This is a genomic window from Vasconcelosia minhoensis LEGE 07310 (assembly GCF_015207255.1).
GTDB lineage: Bacteria > Cyanobacteriota > Cyanobacteriia > Phormidesmidales > Phormidesmidaceae > Vasconcelosia > Vasconcelosia minhoensis.
Window position 1 is genome coordinate 63,535 of the sequence record NZ_JADEXG010000015.1, and the last position, 18,649, is coordinate 82,183.

The following is an 18,649-nucleotide window of genomic DNA, read 5'->3' on the forward strand; positions in this document are numbered from 1 at the left end:
CTTTACATATCAAGAGATTCCTCGGCTTCGTTGCTCCTCTGGAGCCGCTTCGCGAACGGAATGACATCCTTGGGCTTAATTGTGCCGACCTACTTAGGTTATTTCGCAGATTTAGAGAATCACGCGAAATGACAAACTTTTAAGCCTGAGTTTCTTCGGCCAGACGCTCGGCTAGTTCGGCAATGGTGGGATAGTTAAAGATTAAAACCGGGTTGAACTCGTAACCCAGCCAGGTTTCTAACTGACCCAACATGCCCATCGCCTGGGCGGAGTCTAGGTCGTAGTTGTCAAAGGGTTCGTGGATGTCGATCTCGTCGGCGTCGTAGTCGAGACGCTGGGCCATTTGGGCGATCAGCCAGTCTTGAATGGCTTCGGCGGAGTGGGATTGAGTGGTTTTAGTGGGATTCATAGGAGTGTGGTTCTAAATAACAAGAGGAACAACAGCAAACAGAGCTGCCCAGGTTAGAACAGCGGCTCTGGCCGATAGCGAGAGTAGTGAGCCGGGAGCTGTAGCCCCTGGAGCTGGAGATGCTGGAGCCGATAGCGGTAGGCCGCCCCGGTGATCAGGTGATGGGCTATCTCTGCAACTCGCCGGGCGGTGGGGTCGGCTAGGTAGGTGTCTTTCACCCAGTGGTTAAACGCGCCCATGGCGGGGCCGCACCAGATCTGGTAGTCCATCTCGCGACGGGGCTCGCCGAGAATCGACCAGCGTGATGACAGCCCCAGATACCAACGAAAAATCAGCGCCATTTTGCGCTTGGGATGGTCCTGAGCCCGGGCAATCTGCTCCGGGTCGCGCTGGTTGAAATAGGCGACAGTTTCCTGCCAGATGGTCTCCAGCGGCTGGCCAAACACCTGCTGCTCCAGCTTTTCGCGCTCAATAGGCTCAATCTCATCGATGCTGTCGTAGCGCTGGTAGAGTTCGTAGAGCTTCTGCGATCGCATCGGAAACAGCGTCCCCCGCTTCAGCAGCTGCACCTTCACCCCCATCTCAAACATGTCGGCGGAGGGCGCCATGGTGACATCGGCCATCTGCGCCTTGGCGAGCAGCTCTTTAGTGTGGGCAGAGGTGCCCGCTTCCACGCAGGCCTGGTTAACCGAGCCGGTGACCACGTAGCTCGCCCCCATCGCAAAGGCGGCCAGGGCCGCATCAGGGGTGCCAATCCCGCCCGCCGCGCCGACTCTCACCGGGGTGGGGTAGCGATACTGCTGCTGAATCTGGTCTCTCAGGGCCAACACGGCGGGAAACAGGCAGACCAGGGCGCGATTGTCGGTATGGCCGCCGGAGTCGGCTTCAATCGTGATGTCGTCCGCCATCGGCATTTGGGCGGCCAGCGCTGCCTGCTGCGCGGTAATCGCCCCCTGCTCAACCAAAGGGGTTAGGAACTTAGCGGGGGCGGGCTGTAAGAACTGCTGGGCCACCTCCAGCCGCGAGAGTTTAGCAATGACCTTGTGCCGACTCTGGAGCTGGCCGGCGGCGTTTAGGGATAGCCCCGCGACTCGATAGCGAACTAAATCCGGCGTCAGAGAGAGAAAGGCCGAGGCTTCGATCGTCGTGACGCCGTGCTTTAGATAAAGATCGACCGCGCCGCGCTCCAGGGCCGGTTCGCTGGGGCTGTGAATCAGGTTAAAGGCATAGGGGCCATCAGGGAGAGCCTGTTGGATTTGCGCGATCGCATCCTCTATCCTCCCCGGCACCAGCCCCGCCGCCCCAAAGCTGGATAAGATCCCGGCTTTCCCCAGGGCAATCACCATGTCTTCAGAAGAAATGCCGTTGGCCATCGCCCCCGCCATGTAGGCGTAGCGCACCCCGTGGGCAGCCCGAAAGGCGGCGTCGCCCAGCTGCTCTGGCGGCAGGGCCAGGGCAAAGCAAAGCGGCGTCTCACCGCTGGCGAGCTGATGGGTAAAGCCGATCTGACTGCCCGCTTGCAGCACGTAGCAGGGCGCGGCCAGATGGCGAAGTTTTGTTTGGATACCATCTGGATCAACCGCGATTACGGACGATTCGGGCGGAGAGAGAATGGGCATGGTCTGAACTAAGCCTCCTGAATGCAGAGTGCAATAGCCTGGATGGCGTAAATGCGCATGGTTTCTTTCCACAGGCTGGCATCGCCAATTATCGTGATGCGTTCGGCCTCTCGACGAATCTCGGAAATGTGGACTTCCAAATACAGCTTTTGGTTGTCAGGGGTGATCTGGCCGCGATACTTCCAGATGATGGGATGGTTGAGCGCTTGGGCAAATCGGGGTGAGGTAAAGCCCTGGTCGAGCCCCTGGTGAAGGGCGTAGAGCTGCATGGCTTGCAGAATGGTTTCGACGCCCAGTGCCCCTGGCATCACCGGATCCTGATAGAAGTGGAAAGGAAAATACCAGCTGCTGGGAGAGATTGTTTTCTCTGCGTAAACATAGCCCTGCTGATGCTGTCCACCAGCGGCAACCACCGCGGCTCGGTCGAGCAGGTCAAAATAGCCGCTGGCCAGCCGAGCGTGGGGCCGATTGACCTGGGGCTGATAGAATCGCTTGCGAACGGTTTGATTGCGCAGGTTTAAAGACTTTCCTGCCGGTGCTGACTCTAACCAGGTGGGCTTTAGCTTGCCGCCGTCCAGCCCCGACTGATGGGCCAGCACCTGGTCGCTAAAGTAGCCGAAGACCATCGTGCCGCGATAGAAGGGCTCGCCTTCGCAGGACAGCTGATAGGAAAACGATTGTAGAATTGTCCCCGCCAGCACGTTTACCGAAGTTAGCTCGACCTCATCGGTGATGGTTTTACCCCGCAGGTCAATCTCTTTGAGTACGGTGGCCTGGCCGTCAATGTTGCGGAAGTAGAGATCTTCTGACAGCGACTGAAGCGGCGTGCCCAGGTAGAGGCCGAGAAAGATGCAGGGCTGTCCGGCAATCTCAATGTGGGCGCAGTAGGGCAGGTGGGGATAGCTGTTCTCTCGGTAAAACCAAGCATCGACGGGCACATCGTACTCGGTGACAATTTTTGCCCCCGGTACCAGCCGCCGTTCCGTAGGCACCTGTAACACCCGGCTGACCAGCTGAAAGTCTCGGTTAGGAATGCGGGCGCAGCGGCGCTGGTCAAAGACGGCAAAATCGGGACCTAAACAGTCGGCGACCCGGCCCATCGCCAGAGTTCGTAGGGACTCATCGTCAAACGCTAGTTCTTTGGTAGGGGCTTCGGCGGCGGCGGTTCCATCCAGCTGTAGCCCCAGATGGTCGATGGTGGCAATGATTTTTTCGCTCCAGATGACCTGGATATTCGCGATCGCGTAGGGCCTCGGCTCCAGCCCAATCTCAGTCACGTCCAGCTGATAGCGCAGCGTCCCTGTCGCCGGGGTCACCTGGCCGCGAAACTGAAAGGCCATTTTGCAGCCCGGCAGTGGCTGGAATCGAGCCTTCTGGACTCGCCTATGCAGACCCAGCCAGAGCAGATAGACTTGCAGCAGCTGAGAGCCGCCCTCGACCATCAGGCTGCCCGGCATCGTCGGGTCGTTTTTGAAATGGCATTGGAAATACCAGTCTTCGGGCGTGACGGTTTTGCTTCCCAGAATCTGGCCTAACCCAGCGCCGCCGCCGGTGGGCTCAATCTGCGTCACCTGGTCCACCATCATCAGCGCCGGGGGCGGCAGTCGCAGAGAGGGATTATCCGCCTGATAGTCAGGCCCCAAAACGCTCAGGTTACCCCGGCTCAGCTGCACCAGATCGGGCGTGTCCAGCTGGGTTTTAGGACTGGAAAGCAGCGGTATAAACGGCTTTTTGTCGGATATTGTGACCGGCTTCGCGACAATTCCCTGCCCCTTGGCCAGCTCCTCATCTGAGAACAGTCCGGCACAGCCCCCGGACAGCTGCATCCAGAGCCTATCGCCCGCCCAGCATTCGCCTTCAAAAAAGACCAGCAGGCTCCGAGTGGTCTGTACATGAGCCGTAATCTTCACCCGATAGCGCAGCGTTTTCAGCGCTTTGGGCTGCACCGCCTTAAACTCACTGTTCAAATCCAACAGCCGAAAAGAGCGCTGACCGCGGCTCTCAAAATCGCTGCCCAGGTAGCTCAGCAGCAGCAGCAAACCATGCCCCGCCTCGGCGCAGATGCCGATCGGAATCTGACCATCGACGCTGTACCAGGCATCTGGGGGAATGTCGTACTCGGTCTCAATCACGCCGGTTGTGTAATCGCCGCGATCGCCCGAGAGCGCCGTCACCCGACTGACAAAGTGAAAGGGCGGACTGGGCAGCCGCACTCGCCGCAGATAGCCATCCACACGCTCATAGTCTGGCCCAAACAGCCGCGAAACCCTATCCTGCGTCAGTTCCAGCACCTCCGCCGCATTCAGAATCTCTGTTTTAACAGACGGTTCGGATTTCTCAGTCGGCGTAATCCCCGAACGCAGCCCCACCCGCTGAGGTAGGCTGGGTCGCGACCCAGCAGCAGCCCCATACAGCGGCGACAGATCTAGCGAAACCCGATGACTCACCAGCTGCGCCAGGGCCTTCACGATCGCGGTATAGTCATCCGTCCCCCGTCGATTGATTCCCATCACCGCATGGTCCCGCTGTGCCAGGTTCTGACTAATCCAGCGGGCGCAGGTGCCGCCCGCCCCCAGCTCGATAAAGACCCGCGCCCCGTCGGCGTAGACCTGGTTTACCAGCTGCGGAAAGTCGAGCGGCTGACAGATGCCCGTGGCCAGCTGGTGGGCAACGGCGTCCTGATCGAGCGGCAGGGGCTGATAGGTGGCAGAAGTATAAAACCGGATGGGCGACGGGTTGAGCGGCTGCAAATGGTTCAGGGCAAACAGCTCGGGATAGGCCGAGGCCATCGCTTCGCAGTGCAGCACCAGATTGGCCGGTGAGCGAAACGACTCGCACTGGAGGGCGGCGATAACGCGATCGCACCCTTCAGCATCGCCCCCAATCACCACTTCCTGGGGCGTATTGATGTGGGTGAGATAGACTCGCGGCTCCTGCGCTAGGCAGGCTCGCACCTGCTCCGGGGAAGTCAGCAGCACATAGCTACTCCAGCGCAGCTTGCCAGTATCCGGCCAATGCGCCTGAATCACCTCCTGGGCACCGCCCAGCTGTGACTGGAACAGGCGCGACTGATGAACAAACTCGCTGCCGTAGTCAGCGTTTGACCAGACGTCGAGGGCATACATCATGGTGCTCTCGCCCATGCTGTAGCCAAATGCGGCCTGGGGCTGCACCTGAAAAATCTTTTGAATAATTTCGGTGAACAATACCGAGAACCCTGTCCCGGTTTCTAGCAGCGCCAGTGGCAGCTCCCCGAGCTGTGCTTCTCGGGCCTCTAGCTCACGCTTCGAGAGTTTGTGCTGGCTCTTGGGATAGAGCTGCTGAACCTGGAAGAAAGCCAGCGGGTTCGAAATCAGTCGATCTACCCGCTCAAATAGCTGAGGAAAGCGATGGAACAGGGTGCGGCCCATGTCCAGGTAGGTGTTAAAGGCACCGGGGTAGACGAAGGCGACGCTGCCCTGCTGGCCCTGGGGCCGGGCGGTGAAGTAGCTTCCGGCTGGACTCTTCCAGTCCTTGCCTTGGCTAAAGGCCCGCTGAATACCGATACGCGCCCGCTCAATTTCCTTCAGCAGCTTCTCTTTTTGCGCGCCGACCAGGGCCAGGGCGTAGGGGACTTCAGGGGAAGCGGCCAGACTGGTTTCTCTGGCTAAAGCACCGAGGCTGTCGGTTTCGCTCAGGCGCTGTTCTAGCTGGTCGAGCTGGGATAGGAGCGTAGGCTGGTCGGCAGCCGCGATCGCAAACAAACAGACGGGCCTCGTCTGATCGCCCGGCTGCTGCGGATGGTGGGCCTCTGCCAGTAGCAGATGCCCGTGGCGACTGTTGACCGCCGCCCGCCGCTGGAGCTGCGGCCCCGCTGAAAGCCAAGGCCGGGCCTCGGTTGGCACATAGAACGGACTGGCCTGCCAGAGCGCGGGATGACGGGGAGCCTGCCAATTCGGCACCGGCGGCAGGTAGCGATGGTACAGGCACAGAGCGGCGTGAATCATTCCCAGCAGGTCTGCAACAGCACCGGTTTCGCCGAGATTCGCCTTGATACTGCCGACCGCACAGCACAGCTCAGAACCGGGATCGCCCCGATAGACCTGGGTGAGTCCCTTCAGCTCGATTTCGTCAATGCTGGCATTGCCGCTGGCCACCAGCTCCAGGTAGCCGACGGCGGCAGGCGCGACCCCAACCTGCTGAAGCCCCTGTCGAACCCGAGCGGCAACGGCCTCGGCGGTGACGAATGCCGGCTGACAGTGGGAGGTCGCCTCGATCACGGCGTAAATCCGGTCGCCCGCCTGAATCGCTTTCTCGTAAGACTTCAGAACAATTGCCGCTGCGCCCTCGCCGGGATAGTTCTCCTGGGCCTGGGCCTCATAGCTGAAGGCGGTTTTACCGACAGCGGGGGGAATCAGGCTGGCCTGATGGGAGACCGCGATCGCGACCGCGTCAACTTCTCCCGCCGTCAGCATCAGCTGGGCTCGGTCGATGGCACTGAGGACAAAGTCGGCGTTGGGCTCCAGGGTCAGGGTTGTGGTTTGGCAGCGCCAGAGCTGAGCGAGCTTGGTCGCAGTCGGGGAAGCGGTCTGCGGCTGGGTTTGGACCGCGATCGTGCCGCCTCGGCGGCGATGGCCCACTCGGGCTTTATCAATCGTTTCGGCGGCGGCGCTGTTTGCACCTGCGGGTTGAATCACGCCCAGTCGCGTCAGGCCGTCCTTCCCCTGGCCAACGGCTCGATGCAGCACCGTCAGCAGCAGCAGCTCCGCTGGCGTAAACCGGCTGAAATCCTTCGGCGGAATTTTGAGCTCAAAGGCATCGACTTCAAGGCTGCTGAGATAGGTGCCCGGCACCCCTGCGGCAGGCTGAGTAAAGTGCGGTTTACCCTCATAGCTGCTGTTGACTATCGCGTCGAGCCCGATACAGCTGCCCGCGATCGCGTCCATTCCCACTATGGCCAGTTTAATACTCACCCAATCCCTCCTTGACTTTCTGCTAAATTCCGACGGTCTTAGCTAGCGAGCGCAACCGCTCTCTCTGAATCTGTCTCTGGTACACTTTCGGAACAGACATTTTCCAAAAAGAGAGACTTCAGCCGGGCACTCTTCACCACCTGCATTGCCTCGACCTGCATACATAGCGTCCCATCGGCCCGATGGGCGGTCCCATGGGCGGTAACCGTACTTTCGTCCTCAGCCAAAATTTCTAGGGAAATCGTAAAGGTCTGGTCAAATGACAGCGGCTGGAGCTGCTGCATATGACCAAACTGAGAAGGCAGGCTGCCGAGATCCCGCTGTTTTCTCACCCAGGCCAGCAGGCACTGGTAGAAGGCGTCCGCTGTGTAGGGGTTGAACGTGCGCACGGGGAACTGTCCCTGCTGCAGGCGGCTGAGCGTGGGCAGGTGACACTGAACGACGAGAGATTTTTCGCTAATTTCCAGCAGAGTTCTCAGGCTCTGGAAGCCCGGCTGGTGGAAGAGGGTACCGTCTTGGTACAGGGCGGTGGGCGGAGCTGGGGGGTGCGATCGCGCGCCTGTCTCCAGCGCTGACGGAGTTCGTGTCAGCATTAGCTCGGTTCGATAGTGATACCGCTGTAATCCTCTGGTCCCTTCGCTCCAGACGCCAGCTTCCAGGGTGACGGTGGTTTCGTCGGCCTGTCTTTCCGTCAGCTCTAATGTGTAGGCCGGAGCCAGAGTGCGGTCGAACACAATCCCCTTCAGCACCTTGAAGTCTCGTGCCCCAGTAAACCGATAGCCGGGATAAAGCTGTTCTCCCCCGTTGGCAATCCAGCTCAGCCCGCACATGGCAGGCAGCACCGGCTGGCTGCCGATGACATGTTCGCGGACAAAAGGATTCGTGGCTAGGGTGAGCTGGCGGCGAACCCGATGCCGATGCCCCTGGCCGTACGGGCCGCCAGCGGGAAGCTCGATCGGGCGGCTCATCACGGTGAGCTGAGTGGCGGCGGGACTGCTCTCGGCCAGCTCAGCCGCCAGCAGCTGAGCGCCATAGGCGGGGGGAATCAGCGCCATCTCCAGCTGGGCAAAGTGCCGCTTCAGCTCAGCCGTGACCATGCCACCATCCCAGGGACCCCAGCCCACGGCGACGACGTGACAGCTGGGATAGCGCCGCTGCAAACGGTGGGCTGTCTTGTTCAAAATCTCGTTAGCCAGGGCATAGTCGGCCTGTCCGGCATTGCCGTAGAAGCCAACAAAGGAAGAGAACAGCACTAGGAAGTCGAGCTGGCTAGGGTCTACGCAGCTGAGTAGGTTATTGAGACCGGTAACTTTGGTGTTGTAGACTCGCTCAAAGTCTGAGTCGGTCTTGTGCTCAATCCGCTTGTCAGCTAGGGCACCCGCGCCGTGAATCAGTCCGGTGATGGGGCCCGCGATCGCGCCCGTGACTGCCTGCTGTAAGGCTGCCTCGTCGGTAATATCAGCGCTCATATATTCGGCCTGACCTCCCACCTGCTGAATCGCCGACAGCGTTGCGATAATCTCTCGCTGCCCGACAATCTGTCGATAGCGCTGCTCCACCGCAGCTGGCTTGGGCTTCTCACCCTGGGCCAGCAGCGCCTGCATAATCTGTCGCTTCAGCTCGGCTTCCTCGCAACAGCCCTCGGCCCAGGCAGGCTCCGGTTCTGCCATTGCGGACCGGCCCAGCAGCACAAACCGACAGCGATACTGCCGCGCCAGCTCAATCACGCACTGGGCGGTCACTCCCCGCGCGCCGCCGCTAACTAGAATGACAGAATTAGAGTGAATCTTTGTCGATGTAGTCATAATCGAGTTCCGATAACAGGCTTAAATAAGAGCTTCAACAAATCAGACAGCGTCAGCAGACGTCAGCGTTACCCGCCCCAAGCGCCCATAGCCAACTTCGCGAATGAACAGATTTGGGTCGTGGATTTCTGCAATTAGGGCGTTGGCCGCCTCGACCGCAGAAAGCTCGGGGCTAATGTCAATGGCGCGACAGAAGACGGTGGGCCATTCCAGCCGGAGGGTTTTGGTTAGTCCAAACAGGCCGCCGCTGGTTGCTGGGTAGGGTCGGTCTCCCAGTCCTAACTCCCCGTCCAGACGGGCTACGGTAATAAAGCTGCGGCGCTCTCGACGCTCGGCCTGAACCAAAAAGGGTTGGAGCTGTTTGGCCAAGAAAAAGACCGTTTTGATCAATCCTCTATCTGAAACCGGCTCCAGTGGGTGCAGGTGAATGAAGGTATGGATAGCTCCGTATGCCTGCGCGATCGCGCTCAGCTGCATCTGCATCTGTCCTTCTTCTACAGTTTTCAGGTGGACTGACCGAATTTCTGCCGAAACTGTCGATTTTCTCACCAGCGATGGCGGAAACTTGAGGATAACAACCGGCCAGCCCTGATCGCTTAGCCGCTGCACCACCTGCGCCGTCAGGGGAGAACCCTCGTCAGTAACCAGGCAGGCTCCTCGATCGGGCAGCTGAAATTCTAGATAGTCAGGCGCAGAGAGCAGCATGGGCTTCACCAGGTAGCGCTTAAGTGCAAGATGGGATGAGAGCTGGGTTAACAGGCCAGGGCTGGCTGATTTTTTTTTTAAGCTGCTCCACCAGATAGTCCGCAATCTGTTGCAGCGTCCGCAGCTCACCCAGCGCTTCTGTATTCAGTCGGGGCAGGTCAGTCAGGACATCCTGAACTTTGCCCATAATCTCGACTCGCTTAATCGAGTCGATGCCCAGGTCGGCCTCTAAATCCATATCTAGCTCCAGCATTTCTGCTGGATAGCCGGTTTTTTCACTGACGGCAGTTAGCAGAGTTGAGATCGCCTCATCTCGCATCGCAGTCGATTCTTCCACGGCCGATGAATTCGGCGGTTCTACCGGTGCAGGTGGGACTGGTGAAGGAGCAATCGGCGGCGCTATGGACTCTACCGGCGGCGCAGCAAGGTGTGCGACTGGCACAGGCGGCGCTGTTGGCACAGAAGGAGGAGAGAACTGAATGGGTTCAATCGGTTCGGCAGTTCTGACCATGGGCGGCTCAGCTACTGACGCTTTAGGCGCTGGTATCTCAGGCGCTGATATTTCAGGAGCAGTGATTGAACTGGGCGCAGCCTCTAGCTGCTCAGCCCGTGGCGTAACTGATGCTGGACGGGCCGCCGCGGGCAGGCTACCACCCTGAAGCTGCTGCACAATCTGCAAAAACGCTTGAGAACAGCCGGTCTGATCCCTCAGGTATTGTTCATGGACCCGTAGAATTTCAGTCTGATGGCGACAAAACTGAGTCAGCAGGTTTTCTAGGGTGTTTTTAGGCAGGTTATCGGGTGCGGATTGGGGGGTGGAGTTTGGCATGGTTTCAGAGTCGAAAGGACAGATATCGAGAGATTGAGGGATGGGTTCGGGCAGAGAAATGGGCGTAGTTTGAACAGATAGAGATTCAGCGTCCGAGTTTTCTACCCTGCTGGCAGGAGCAGCCTCAGCGATCGCGGCAGCAGCGGGCTGACTGGCAGACGGACTGGCGGGTGGCTCAGCCAACCTCACCTGATGTCCGTCCAGCAGCGCCTCGGCGAACGCCTGCTTGGTTTTATCGCTGACGTAGTTATTGCCGTCCAGGCCAATCTGCAAGCGCGACTTGGCCGTTGATTTGGGCAGCGGCGGGTCGAGCTGATAGAAGTCAATATTCCTGAGCGGCAGTCCCGCCACCTGGAGCTGCACAACCGCCTGCCGCAGCTGCAGGTCGCTGTCTTTTTGGCGGCTGGGGTTGAGCGCGATCGCAAAATGGGGCCGATTGCCCAGAATGCTCTCCACTAAGCCAGTCAAAATCCGCCGGGGGCCAATCTCAATAAAGCAGTCGCCGCCCGCGGCATAGATATTCTCGATCTCTTGCTGGAAGTGGACGGGCTTAAGCAGATGGGCCTTCAGCAGGGTTCTAATCGCCTCGGGCTCAGCGGGATACAGCTCTCCCGTGGTGTTGGCGTAGACCGGGATGGTCGGAGGGTGAAACGCGATCGCGTCCAGGGCTTCAGCAAAGGGTTCGCTGGCGTGGCGGATAAAGGGGGAGTGGAACGCCGCTGATACCGGCAGCGGCGTGACCTCATAGCCGCGATTGCTAAAGATCTGTTGAACCGCGGCGAGCTCGGGCCGGCTGCCGGAGAGGACGACCTGATTGGGTCCGTTGTAGTTGGCAATGCTGACGTGGGACAGGTTTTGAATGATTTGTTCTATCTCGCTCACCTCTCCCTGCACCGACAGCATGGTCCCTAGCTCACTGGGATGGGCAGATTGCGGCGGGCAGTCCATCGCTTCACCGCGCGCTTTGATTAGCGTCAGGTAGTCCTCATCGCTCAGCACCTGGGCGGCCCAGAGCGCCGTGATTTCGCCAAAGCTATGCCCGGCGGTAAAGCTCGGCTCTAACCCGGCCTGCTGGAGGATTTTGTAAAGCCCAAAGCTAAAGGCGCCTATCGCGGGCTGGGCGTTGCGGGTGGACTTCAGCGATTCGGTCTCGGCCACTTCCAGACTGCTCTCAAAAGCCGGGCGCGGAAATACGACTTGAGAAAGCGGCGGCTGCCCCTCCTGTACAAACAGATCGTCCATCTGCTTGTAGGCCTGATGCACGGGCGGAAAGTCAATCGCCAGCTTGCGCCCCATATTTAGGTACTGCGACCCCTGCCCGGGGAACAGCGCGACGACTCTACCGCTCAGCGTCATGCCCTGCCGGCGGTAGTACAGCCCGCGCGGATGCTCCCAGCTGTCTGGCTGATTCTCATTAGCCAGCAGCTTAACGCTGATTTCCAACAGTGTTTTAAGTTCGTCTTGTGAGTTCACCACCATGCCGAGTCGTGCTGCATCCAGTGGAACCTCGGCTGCTTTGTAGGCAATCACTAAATTTCGGTAGGTACTCTCAGCCGTTGGCGACTTCAGCTCGGCTAGAACGGTCTGACATTGTTCAGCCAGCGCCTCGGGGGTTTGGTCCCACAGCAAAACGGCCTGCGGTACAGAATGTAAGCGGTAGGCGCATCTGTGCTCCTGGTCATACTCTTCTAAAACCACGTGATAGTTAGTGCCGCCAAATCCAAAGGAGCTGACGCCCGCCCGCCGCAGCGCTGTCCCTTCCTGAATCCAGGGCTTGACCTCTGTGTTCAGATAGAACGGTGAGTCCGCCATTTCAAATTTAGGATTGGGCTGAGAGATGTTGATCGTTGGCGGCAGAATCTTGTGATGCAGCGCCAGCGCCGTCTTAATCAGGCTGGCTGCGCCCGCAGCGGCTTTGGTATGGCCAATTTGAGACTTGACGCTGCCCAGGGCGATATATTCTTTTTTAGGATTGTCTTCGCCAAAGACCGACTTGAGCGCCCCAAACTCACATTCGTCGCCACGCGGGGTGCCCGTGCCGTGGGCTTCCATCAGGCCGACCGAGGCGGGGGAAAAACCCGCATCCTCGTAGGCCCGCTTCAGCGCTAGCATCTGCCCTTCTGGCCGGGGCGCATAGATGCTCTTATAGCGGCCATCGCTGGAGGTGCCCACGCCTTTGACCACGGCATAGATGCGATCGCCATCCCGCTCTGCATCGTCCAGCCGCTTCAGCACCATCATGCCGATTCCTTCCCCCACCATCATGCCGTCCGAATCCGCGTCGAAGGGGCTGAGGTAGTCTTTTTTGGAAAAGGCCGGGGTTTTGCTAAAGCACATATAGTTGAGGACAGAGTTGTCCGTATCTACCCCGCCCGTAATCATCAGGTCGCAGCGACGCTCGATTAGCTCACCCACCGCCATCTTGAAGGCGCTCAGCGAGCTGGCGCAGGCGGCATCGACGGTGCAGTTGGTGCCGCCCAGGTCAAAGCGATTGGTGATGCGCCCGGCGACTACGTTGGTTAACATGCCGGGAAAGGAGTTCTCCTGCCAGGGCACGTAGGCCAGCCTAAGCTTTTCGATAATTTTTTCGCGATCGCGCTCGCACAGTCCGCTGCTTTTAAGCACTTTCTCCCAAATCGGATACTGAAGCCGACTGGTCAGCGGCGTGATCATCTTCCACAGGCCGCTGGCCCCCAGGACGACGCCGGTGGTTTCCCGTTTAAAGTCTCGAGACTTGCCGTAGCCCGCGTCCTCCAACGCATCTCGGGCGACGATTAGCGACAGCAGCTGGGCCGAATCGATCGCTTCCAGGCTGTCTGGCGGCAGCCCAAATTCCAGCGGGTCAAAGTCAATTTTGGGCAGAAAGCCGCCACGCCGGGAGTAGGTTTTATCCGGCGCTTTGGGATCGGCATCGTAGTAGTCCGCGACGTTCCAGCAAGATTCCGGAACATCGGTAATGCAGTCTTCTTTATTGATGATATTGCACCAGTATTCCTGAAGATCGCGCGCTTTAGGAAACAGAGCGGACATTCCAATAATTGCAATCGGAATGCGCTGGAGCTGGCAGTACCACTGGGTGCGCCCTTGATCTGTCATAGGACTTCGACCTGTTATAAAAACTGCTCGGGCTGAGTCTTCGACGCGCTCTATCGCTGTTTGAGAACAAAGGGCTAAGCCGATTGTTCTATCGTCACCTAGCGATCTGACGCCAGGCCGGTCTCGCCGAACACCATCAGTCTAGGGGCAGTACTCTATGACAACAATAGTGAATCTTTAGACAAAACTAGGATTTTATTTAGCCCAGGCCCAGGATACCGATGTAAGCTACGCGACATCGAACCTTGAGATCATCAATCAACAGGATTGCTCAGTGGGTGACCTGCAAAGGAGTGGAAACAAGAAATATAAATAAAATATAAAAAGTATAGAGAAATGCTTTCAAAAGCTTTGTAGGTGAGATTAAATGAATCCTGGAAAATCAAACGTCGGCTGTAGTTCCTGCCCGTATCCGATGTCACAATGCTGGATGGTCTGACCGTAAACCTACTTTAGGAGCGTTCTCAGCTTATATGACTTGTCCGACATTCTGTTCCGCCAAAACTGACAGCTCCAGCGGCAGCCTCAAGGCGTTTTTAATTCTATGCGGCCAGAATAGCGGCACAGATTTCCTTTACATTGCGTTTTAGCTCCGCTTTGCCCGATACTATTGTCCGTTCGGCAGAATTTGATTCATTTCGACTGATATATCCCTTAGGAGCGTCACACCACCCTGGTGGCATGACTTTTAGGAAAGTCGTTTAAACAGCTTTCCCTTTTTCAGCCCAGTTTAGAGACTCTCTGCTTTGTCCGTTATTTTCGAAGCGATGGAGATCGTCTATGTCCTTAGGGTATCCAGGTCACCAATCTGAAGGTCATCTCTCTAATGACCTAGCGGAGGTGCAGCAGTCAGCAGTATCGCTGTGGGCGCTGCGACCCCTCTTCGATCGGCTAGCTGAGCCCGCTATCTGGGTCAGCCGTGAGGCGCAGCTGGTACATGCTAATCCCGCTGCCTGTCGGCTGTTTACCACCCGACGACATCTGCTTTCTGCCAACTTAATCAGCGTTCCCGGCTGGGATCTGTCGGCCAGCCTGTGGCAAACCTGCTGGAGCAGCGCCCAGCAGGGCCGCCCCAGGGGCTGGTGCGTCACGTTTGCGGCCCAGCCCCCGCTCAGCCTGCGGGTGACCTTAACCGCCATGAATGCGAAATATGGCTGTCTGCTGCTCCAGGCGAGATCGCTCCCCTTGGGACGGCTGGCCGAATGCGCACCGGCCAGCGTCGCTATTCCACCGGGCCAGGGCTTAGGACATACTGGTTCAGCCTTGAACCGGCTCAGCTCAAGTCGAACAGAGCTATGGCAGAAAACCATGCTGGAGGCAATCGACCTGGGGATCGTCAGCCTCAGTTTGCAGGGGCAGGTGATTAATTTTAATCGGGCTTTTGTTCGGCTATGGTGCGGCTGTCCCTCGTCGGAGCATCTCAAAACCCGAGCCGAACTCCAAGTCTTTATCGACCAGCAGCTGCTGCCGGGCTGCCGCTGTGAGCTTGAGGTCGATCGTTTCGAGGCCGATTTAGAGCGAGATCGCGCCTTCCTCAATCTGGCTAACGGGCGCATTTTGGAATATTGGCGGCAGCCCCAAAAGCTAGGCGGGATGACGATTGGCCATGTCTGGAGCTTTCGCGACGTCACCCGCAGCCGCCGGGCAGAGCTGGCCCTCCAGCAAAGTGAGGCGAAGTTTCGTACCTTTGCCGAAACCACTAACGTAATTGTCTTTATTAAGCAGGGCAATCAGCTCTGCTATGTGAACCCGGCAGCGGAAGCGATCACCGGCTATTGCCGCGAAGAGCTGCTGGCCAGACCCGACATTGAAGCGCTGATTCACGAGCAGGGTGAGGTCAACTACGCTGGGTTGGACTATCAGTCTGAGGTAACTCACCGGCAGGAAATTAAGGTCCTGACCAAGGCTGGTCAGGACTGCTGGCTCGACTGCGCCTTTGGCGTGATTGAGTTCGCTGGAGATCTGGCGGTGATTGGCACGGCCACTGATATTACCCAGCAGAAGCAGGCAGAAGCGATTCTCCAGCAGGCGCTAGAGCGCGAATGTCACCTCAGCGACCTCAGGGCTCAGTTTTTGCATGTGATTTCTCACGAATTTCGCTCACCGCTAAACGATATTGCGATCGCGACCAGTGCCCTGATGCGCTACCACAGCCACTGGACCGAGGCAGACAAAATCGACTGCATCGAGGGCGTCCGGAGCGATGTCCAGCGGCTCAGCGAGCTGCTCGACGAAGTGCTCTCCATCAGCCGGGAGGAGTCATTCCACACCTATTCCCAAACCCAGCCTTTAAACGTAGAGCAGTTCTGTGCCGAAATTCTAGACGAGCTAGAGCGCCGTGATGGAGAGCATCGGTTTTCCTTCATCCGGCAGGGCGACTGCGCTACCGTCCTGATCAATCAGCGCCTGCTGCGGCTGGTCTTGACGAATCTGCTCTCTAACGCCGTCAAATACTCTCCCGCCAGTGAAACCATTCAGCTCTGCCTGCACTGCGAGCAAACAGCCCTCACCTTCCAGGTTCAAGACCATGGCATGGGGATCTCGGCCACCGATCAGGCCCGTATCTTTTCACCCTTCAATCGAGGCAGTAACGTTCAACACATTCCCGGCCTGGGACTCGGGCTGACGATTGTAAAAATGCTGGTTAATTTCTATGGGGGATCGATCGAAGTGACTAGCGAGATCGGCGCTGGCACCCTGTTTAGGGTGATGCTGCCACAGTTTTCCACCAAGAATGAAAGCACTGCTCAGGTTCAGACCGACTGTAATTAAGGCCGAGATTTCATTTGAGATCTCCTAACATCCCATGTCAAAGATTTTACTGATCGAAGATTCAGTCCGCACTGCCAGCCTCTTTGCGAAATGTCTGCGCAGTGAAGGCTACTGTACTTTTGCCGCACTGAACGGCTTAGAAGGGGTACAGCTGATCAAAAGCGAGCAGCCCGATCTGGTGATCTGCGATGTGCTGATGCCGCAGCTCGACGGCTATGGGGTTCTCTCGCACCTGCGCTCGGACCCGGCAACGGCGGTCACGCCCTTCATTTTCTTGACCGCCAGATGCTCGCGAGAAGAAGTCCGCTACGGTATGGAGCTAGGGGCCGACGACTACCTGACTAAACCCTGCTCCTTTGACGAGATTCTGAAGGCGGTCTCTACCCGACTGGACAAGCAAAAGTCCTTACAGCAGTGGTGCTCAGCCGAATGTCAGATCCGCCAGCCGAGTCCGCCAGCCCTAAACGAAAGCCAGCCGTCACCAGAGCCCGCGTCGTTTTTTCCAGCGCTGCCCAAGTTAGAAAAAATCTTTACCTACATCGAAGCCCACTTCTGCCAGCCGATCACGCTGGACGATGTGGCCCAGGCGACCAACTATTCCCCGGCCTATATGACCCATCTAGTCAAGCGTAAAACCCAGCGCAGCGTCTACTGTTGGATTCTAGAGCGGCGGATGGTGGAAGCCAGAAAGCTGCTGCTAGAAGATCGGCTGTCGGTGAAAGAAGTCGCATTGCAGATTGGCTACAGCGATCCGGGCTATTTTACCCGCCAGTTTAAGCAGTACCATCAGGTGTCACCCAAAACCTGGCGACAGCAGAACACGGATCCGCAGCGCTGAGTTATCAGAACCGGCCGGGCTCAAATCTTAAAACAATCAAAAAAATTCCTAGGTTTCCGAAAGTTTCTCCATTGATTGCGGCCTAGATCTTATCTATTCTCAAGTCAAAGATTGTTGGCTTGTTCGCATGAACCGCAGAGAGATTGAAGAATTTCTGATTAGCCGAGCTTCGCAAAATGCAACGTTTAGGCAGGCCCTGATTCTCAATCCAAAGCAGGCGATGGCACAAGTCGGGATTATTCAGCCTGCACACATCACGATTTATGTACTTGAAGAGACGGCGACAACGCTGTACATTGTGCTGCCCTACCGTCCCTAACTGTTAAATTTACTCTGGAATGGCCATGGAGAGACTCGCGATTATTGGCTCTGGTATCTCAGGTACCCCGGCTGCCTACTATCTGCAAGACCGCTATGAGATCGATATTTTTGAAAAGAGCGATCGCGTCGGCGGCCATGCCCACACCCTGGACGTAGCCGAGGGCGATCGGCTGCTCTCCTTTGATACGGCCTTCGTCGTCTGCAATCGCCCCAACTATCCCAACCTGTTTAAATTCTTTGAAGATATCGGCGTCTCTACCCAGCGCCACCTGGGCGGCTTCAACTTTTACAATCTGAACAGCGGCCTCCAGTTTAACTCAGAAGATTTTGGCCTCGACCCAGCAGCAGTTGAAGCCCGCTACGACGCTGACTTTGTCGAGATCTACCACGAGGCCAATCGCTTCTTCACCCAGTCGCGCAAAGATTTCTGGGCAGGCAAAACCCGCGTGCCGCTTCAGGACTATCTCGACCAAAACGGCTATAGCCAATCCTTTCGCGATAACTTTGTCGTCCTGATGGGGTCGGCGGTCTGGTCAATTCCAGCTGAATCGCTGATGGAGTTTCCGGCCTCTACCTTTATTAGCTTTTTCATGACCCACGATAAGGGCGGGCTAGGGGGCCGCTCGGTGGAATGGGAGACGGTCAAGGGCGGCAGCAGCCGCTATGTCGAACGCGTCAAGTCGCTGCTCAAGCGGCCGATCCGAACCCAGGAAGCGGTTTTGTCAGTGCGTCGCGATCGCGACGGCGTGCTCGTTAAAACAGACAAAGGAGAGGCGCGCTATGACAAGGCAATGATTGCTACCCACGCCGACCAGGCCCTGGCGCTGGTAGCTGAGCCCACGGAATTGGAGCAGTCGGTTTTAGGCCGCTTTCAATATCACCGCACCGACGTCACCGTGCATACCGACCCGGTAATTCTCAACGTAGACAAATCCAAGTGGCAATCCTGGAACTATGGCCAGGTCGAAAAGGCAGGAAAGGTGCATACCTTTGTCACCTACTATGCCAACAAGGTACATAATTTTGAAGCTGAGAAAGACTATTTCGTCTCTTTAGATACGCCGCCCCTCGACCTCGACCCGCAGCAGGTGATCAAGGTCATTCGCTACCGCCATCCCGCCTACGACATGGGCACCCTCGAAGCCCAAAAACAAATCCATCAGCTGAACGAGACCGGCCCTATCTATTTCTCTGGCACCTACTTTCACGTCAAAAATCGCGGTATTGATTCCTACGGCTTCCATGAAAGCGGCATTTCCTCCGCCCTGGCCATCGTCAACCAGCTCTCGAAAAACTAACGGGT

10 protein-coding genes are annotated in these 18,649 nt (G+C 57.6%); 4 read left to right on the forward strand and 6 right to left on the reverse strand.

Features of this window, described 5'->3' with window-relative positions:
• Positions 1–139 precede the first annotated feature (139 nt).
• From IQ241_RS08525 to IQ241_RS08550, 6 genes are read right to left on the reverse strand one after another with little or no spacing between them, the layout of a single operon-like run.
• Positions 140–409: an acyl carrier protein gene (locus tag IQ241_RS08525; protein ID WP_193905996.1), complete on the reverse strand. Its 270-nt coding sequence runs from the start codon at positions 407–409 to the stop codon at positions 140–142.
• A 53-nt stretch (positions 410–462) separates the two neighbouring features.
• Positions 463–2,028 (reverse strand): PfaD family polyunsaturated fatty acid/polyketide biosynthesis protein, encoded by a 1,566-nt coding sequence (locus tag IQ241_RS08530; protein ID WP_193905998.1) that lies wholly within the window; start codon positions 2,026–2,028, stop codon positions 463–465.
• An 8-nt stretch (positions 2,029–2,036) separates the two neighbouring features.
• Entirely contained in the window at positions 2,037–6,980 is a 4,944-nt protein-coding gene (locus IQ241_RS08535) for a PfaB family protein (RefSeq protein WP_322743603.1), read from the reverse strand.
• Positions 6,981–7,018: 38 nt separating this feature from the next.
• On the reverse strand, positions 7,019–8,785 hold the full coding sequence (locus IQ241_RS08540; RefSeq protein ID WP_193906000.1) for an SDR family NAD(P)-dependent oxidoreductase: 1,767 nt from the start codon (positions 8,783–8,785) through the stop codon (positions 7,019–7,021).
• A gap of 42 nt (positions 8,786–8,827) precedes the next feature.
• On the reverse strand, positions 8,828–9,490 hold the full coding sequence (locus tag IQ241_RS08545) for a hypothetical protein (protein ID WP_228021506.1): 663 nt from the start codon (positions 9,488–9,490) through the stop codon (positions 8,828–8,830).
• Positions 9,491–9,509: 19 nt separating this feature from the next.
• A complete protein-coding gene (locus tag IQ241_RS08550) occupies positions 9,510–13,415 on the reverse strand; it encodes a type I polyketide synthase (protein ID WP_193906004.1) in 3,906 nt (1,301 codons plus the stop codon).
• Positions 13,416–14,195: 780 nt separating this feature from the next.
• Between IQ241_RS08550 and IQ241_RS08555 the strand changes: the two genes are divergently transcribed.
• From IQ241_RS08555 to IQ241_RS08570, 4 genes are all read left to right on the forward strand, one after another.
• Positions 14,196–16,187: a sensor histidine kinase gene (locus tag IQ241_RS08555; RefSeq protein ID WP_193906006.1), complete on the forward strand. Its 1,992-nt coding sequence runs from the start codon at positions 14,196–14,198 to the stop codon at positions 16,185–16,187.
• 34 nt (positions 16,188–16,221) lie between these two features.
• Positions 16,222–17,025 (forward strand): response regulator transcription factor, encoded by an 804-nt coding sequence (locus IQ241_RS08560; RefSeq protein WP_193906008.1) that lies wholly within the window; start codon positions 16,222–16,224, stop codon positions 17,023–17,025.
• A gap of 127 nt (positions 17,026–17,152) precedes the next feature.
• Positions 17,153–17,344, forward strand: a complete 192-nt coding sequence (locus IQ241_RS08565; RefSeq protein ID WP_193906011.1) for an NHLP leader peptide family RiPP precursor — start codon at positions 17,153–17,155, stop codon at positions 17,342–17,344.
• A gap of 25 nt (positions 17,345–17,369) precedes the next feature.
• On the forward strand, positions 17,370–18,644 hold the full coding sequence (locus tag IQ241_RS08570) for an NAD(P)/FAD-dependent oxidoreductase (protein WP_193906013.1): 1,275 nt from the start codon (positions 17,370–17,372) through the stop codon (positions 18,642–18,644).
• The last annotated feature ends 5 nt before the right edge of the window (positions 18,645–18,649 follow it).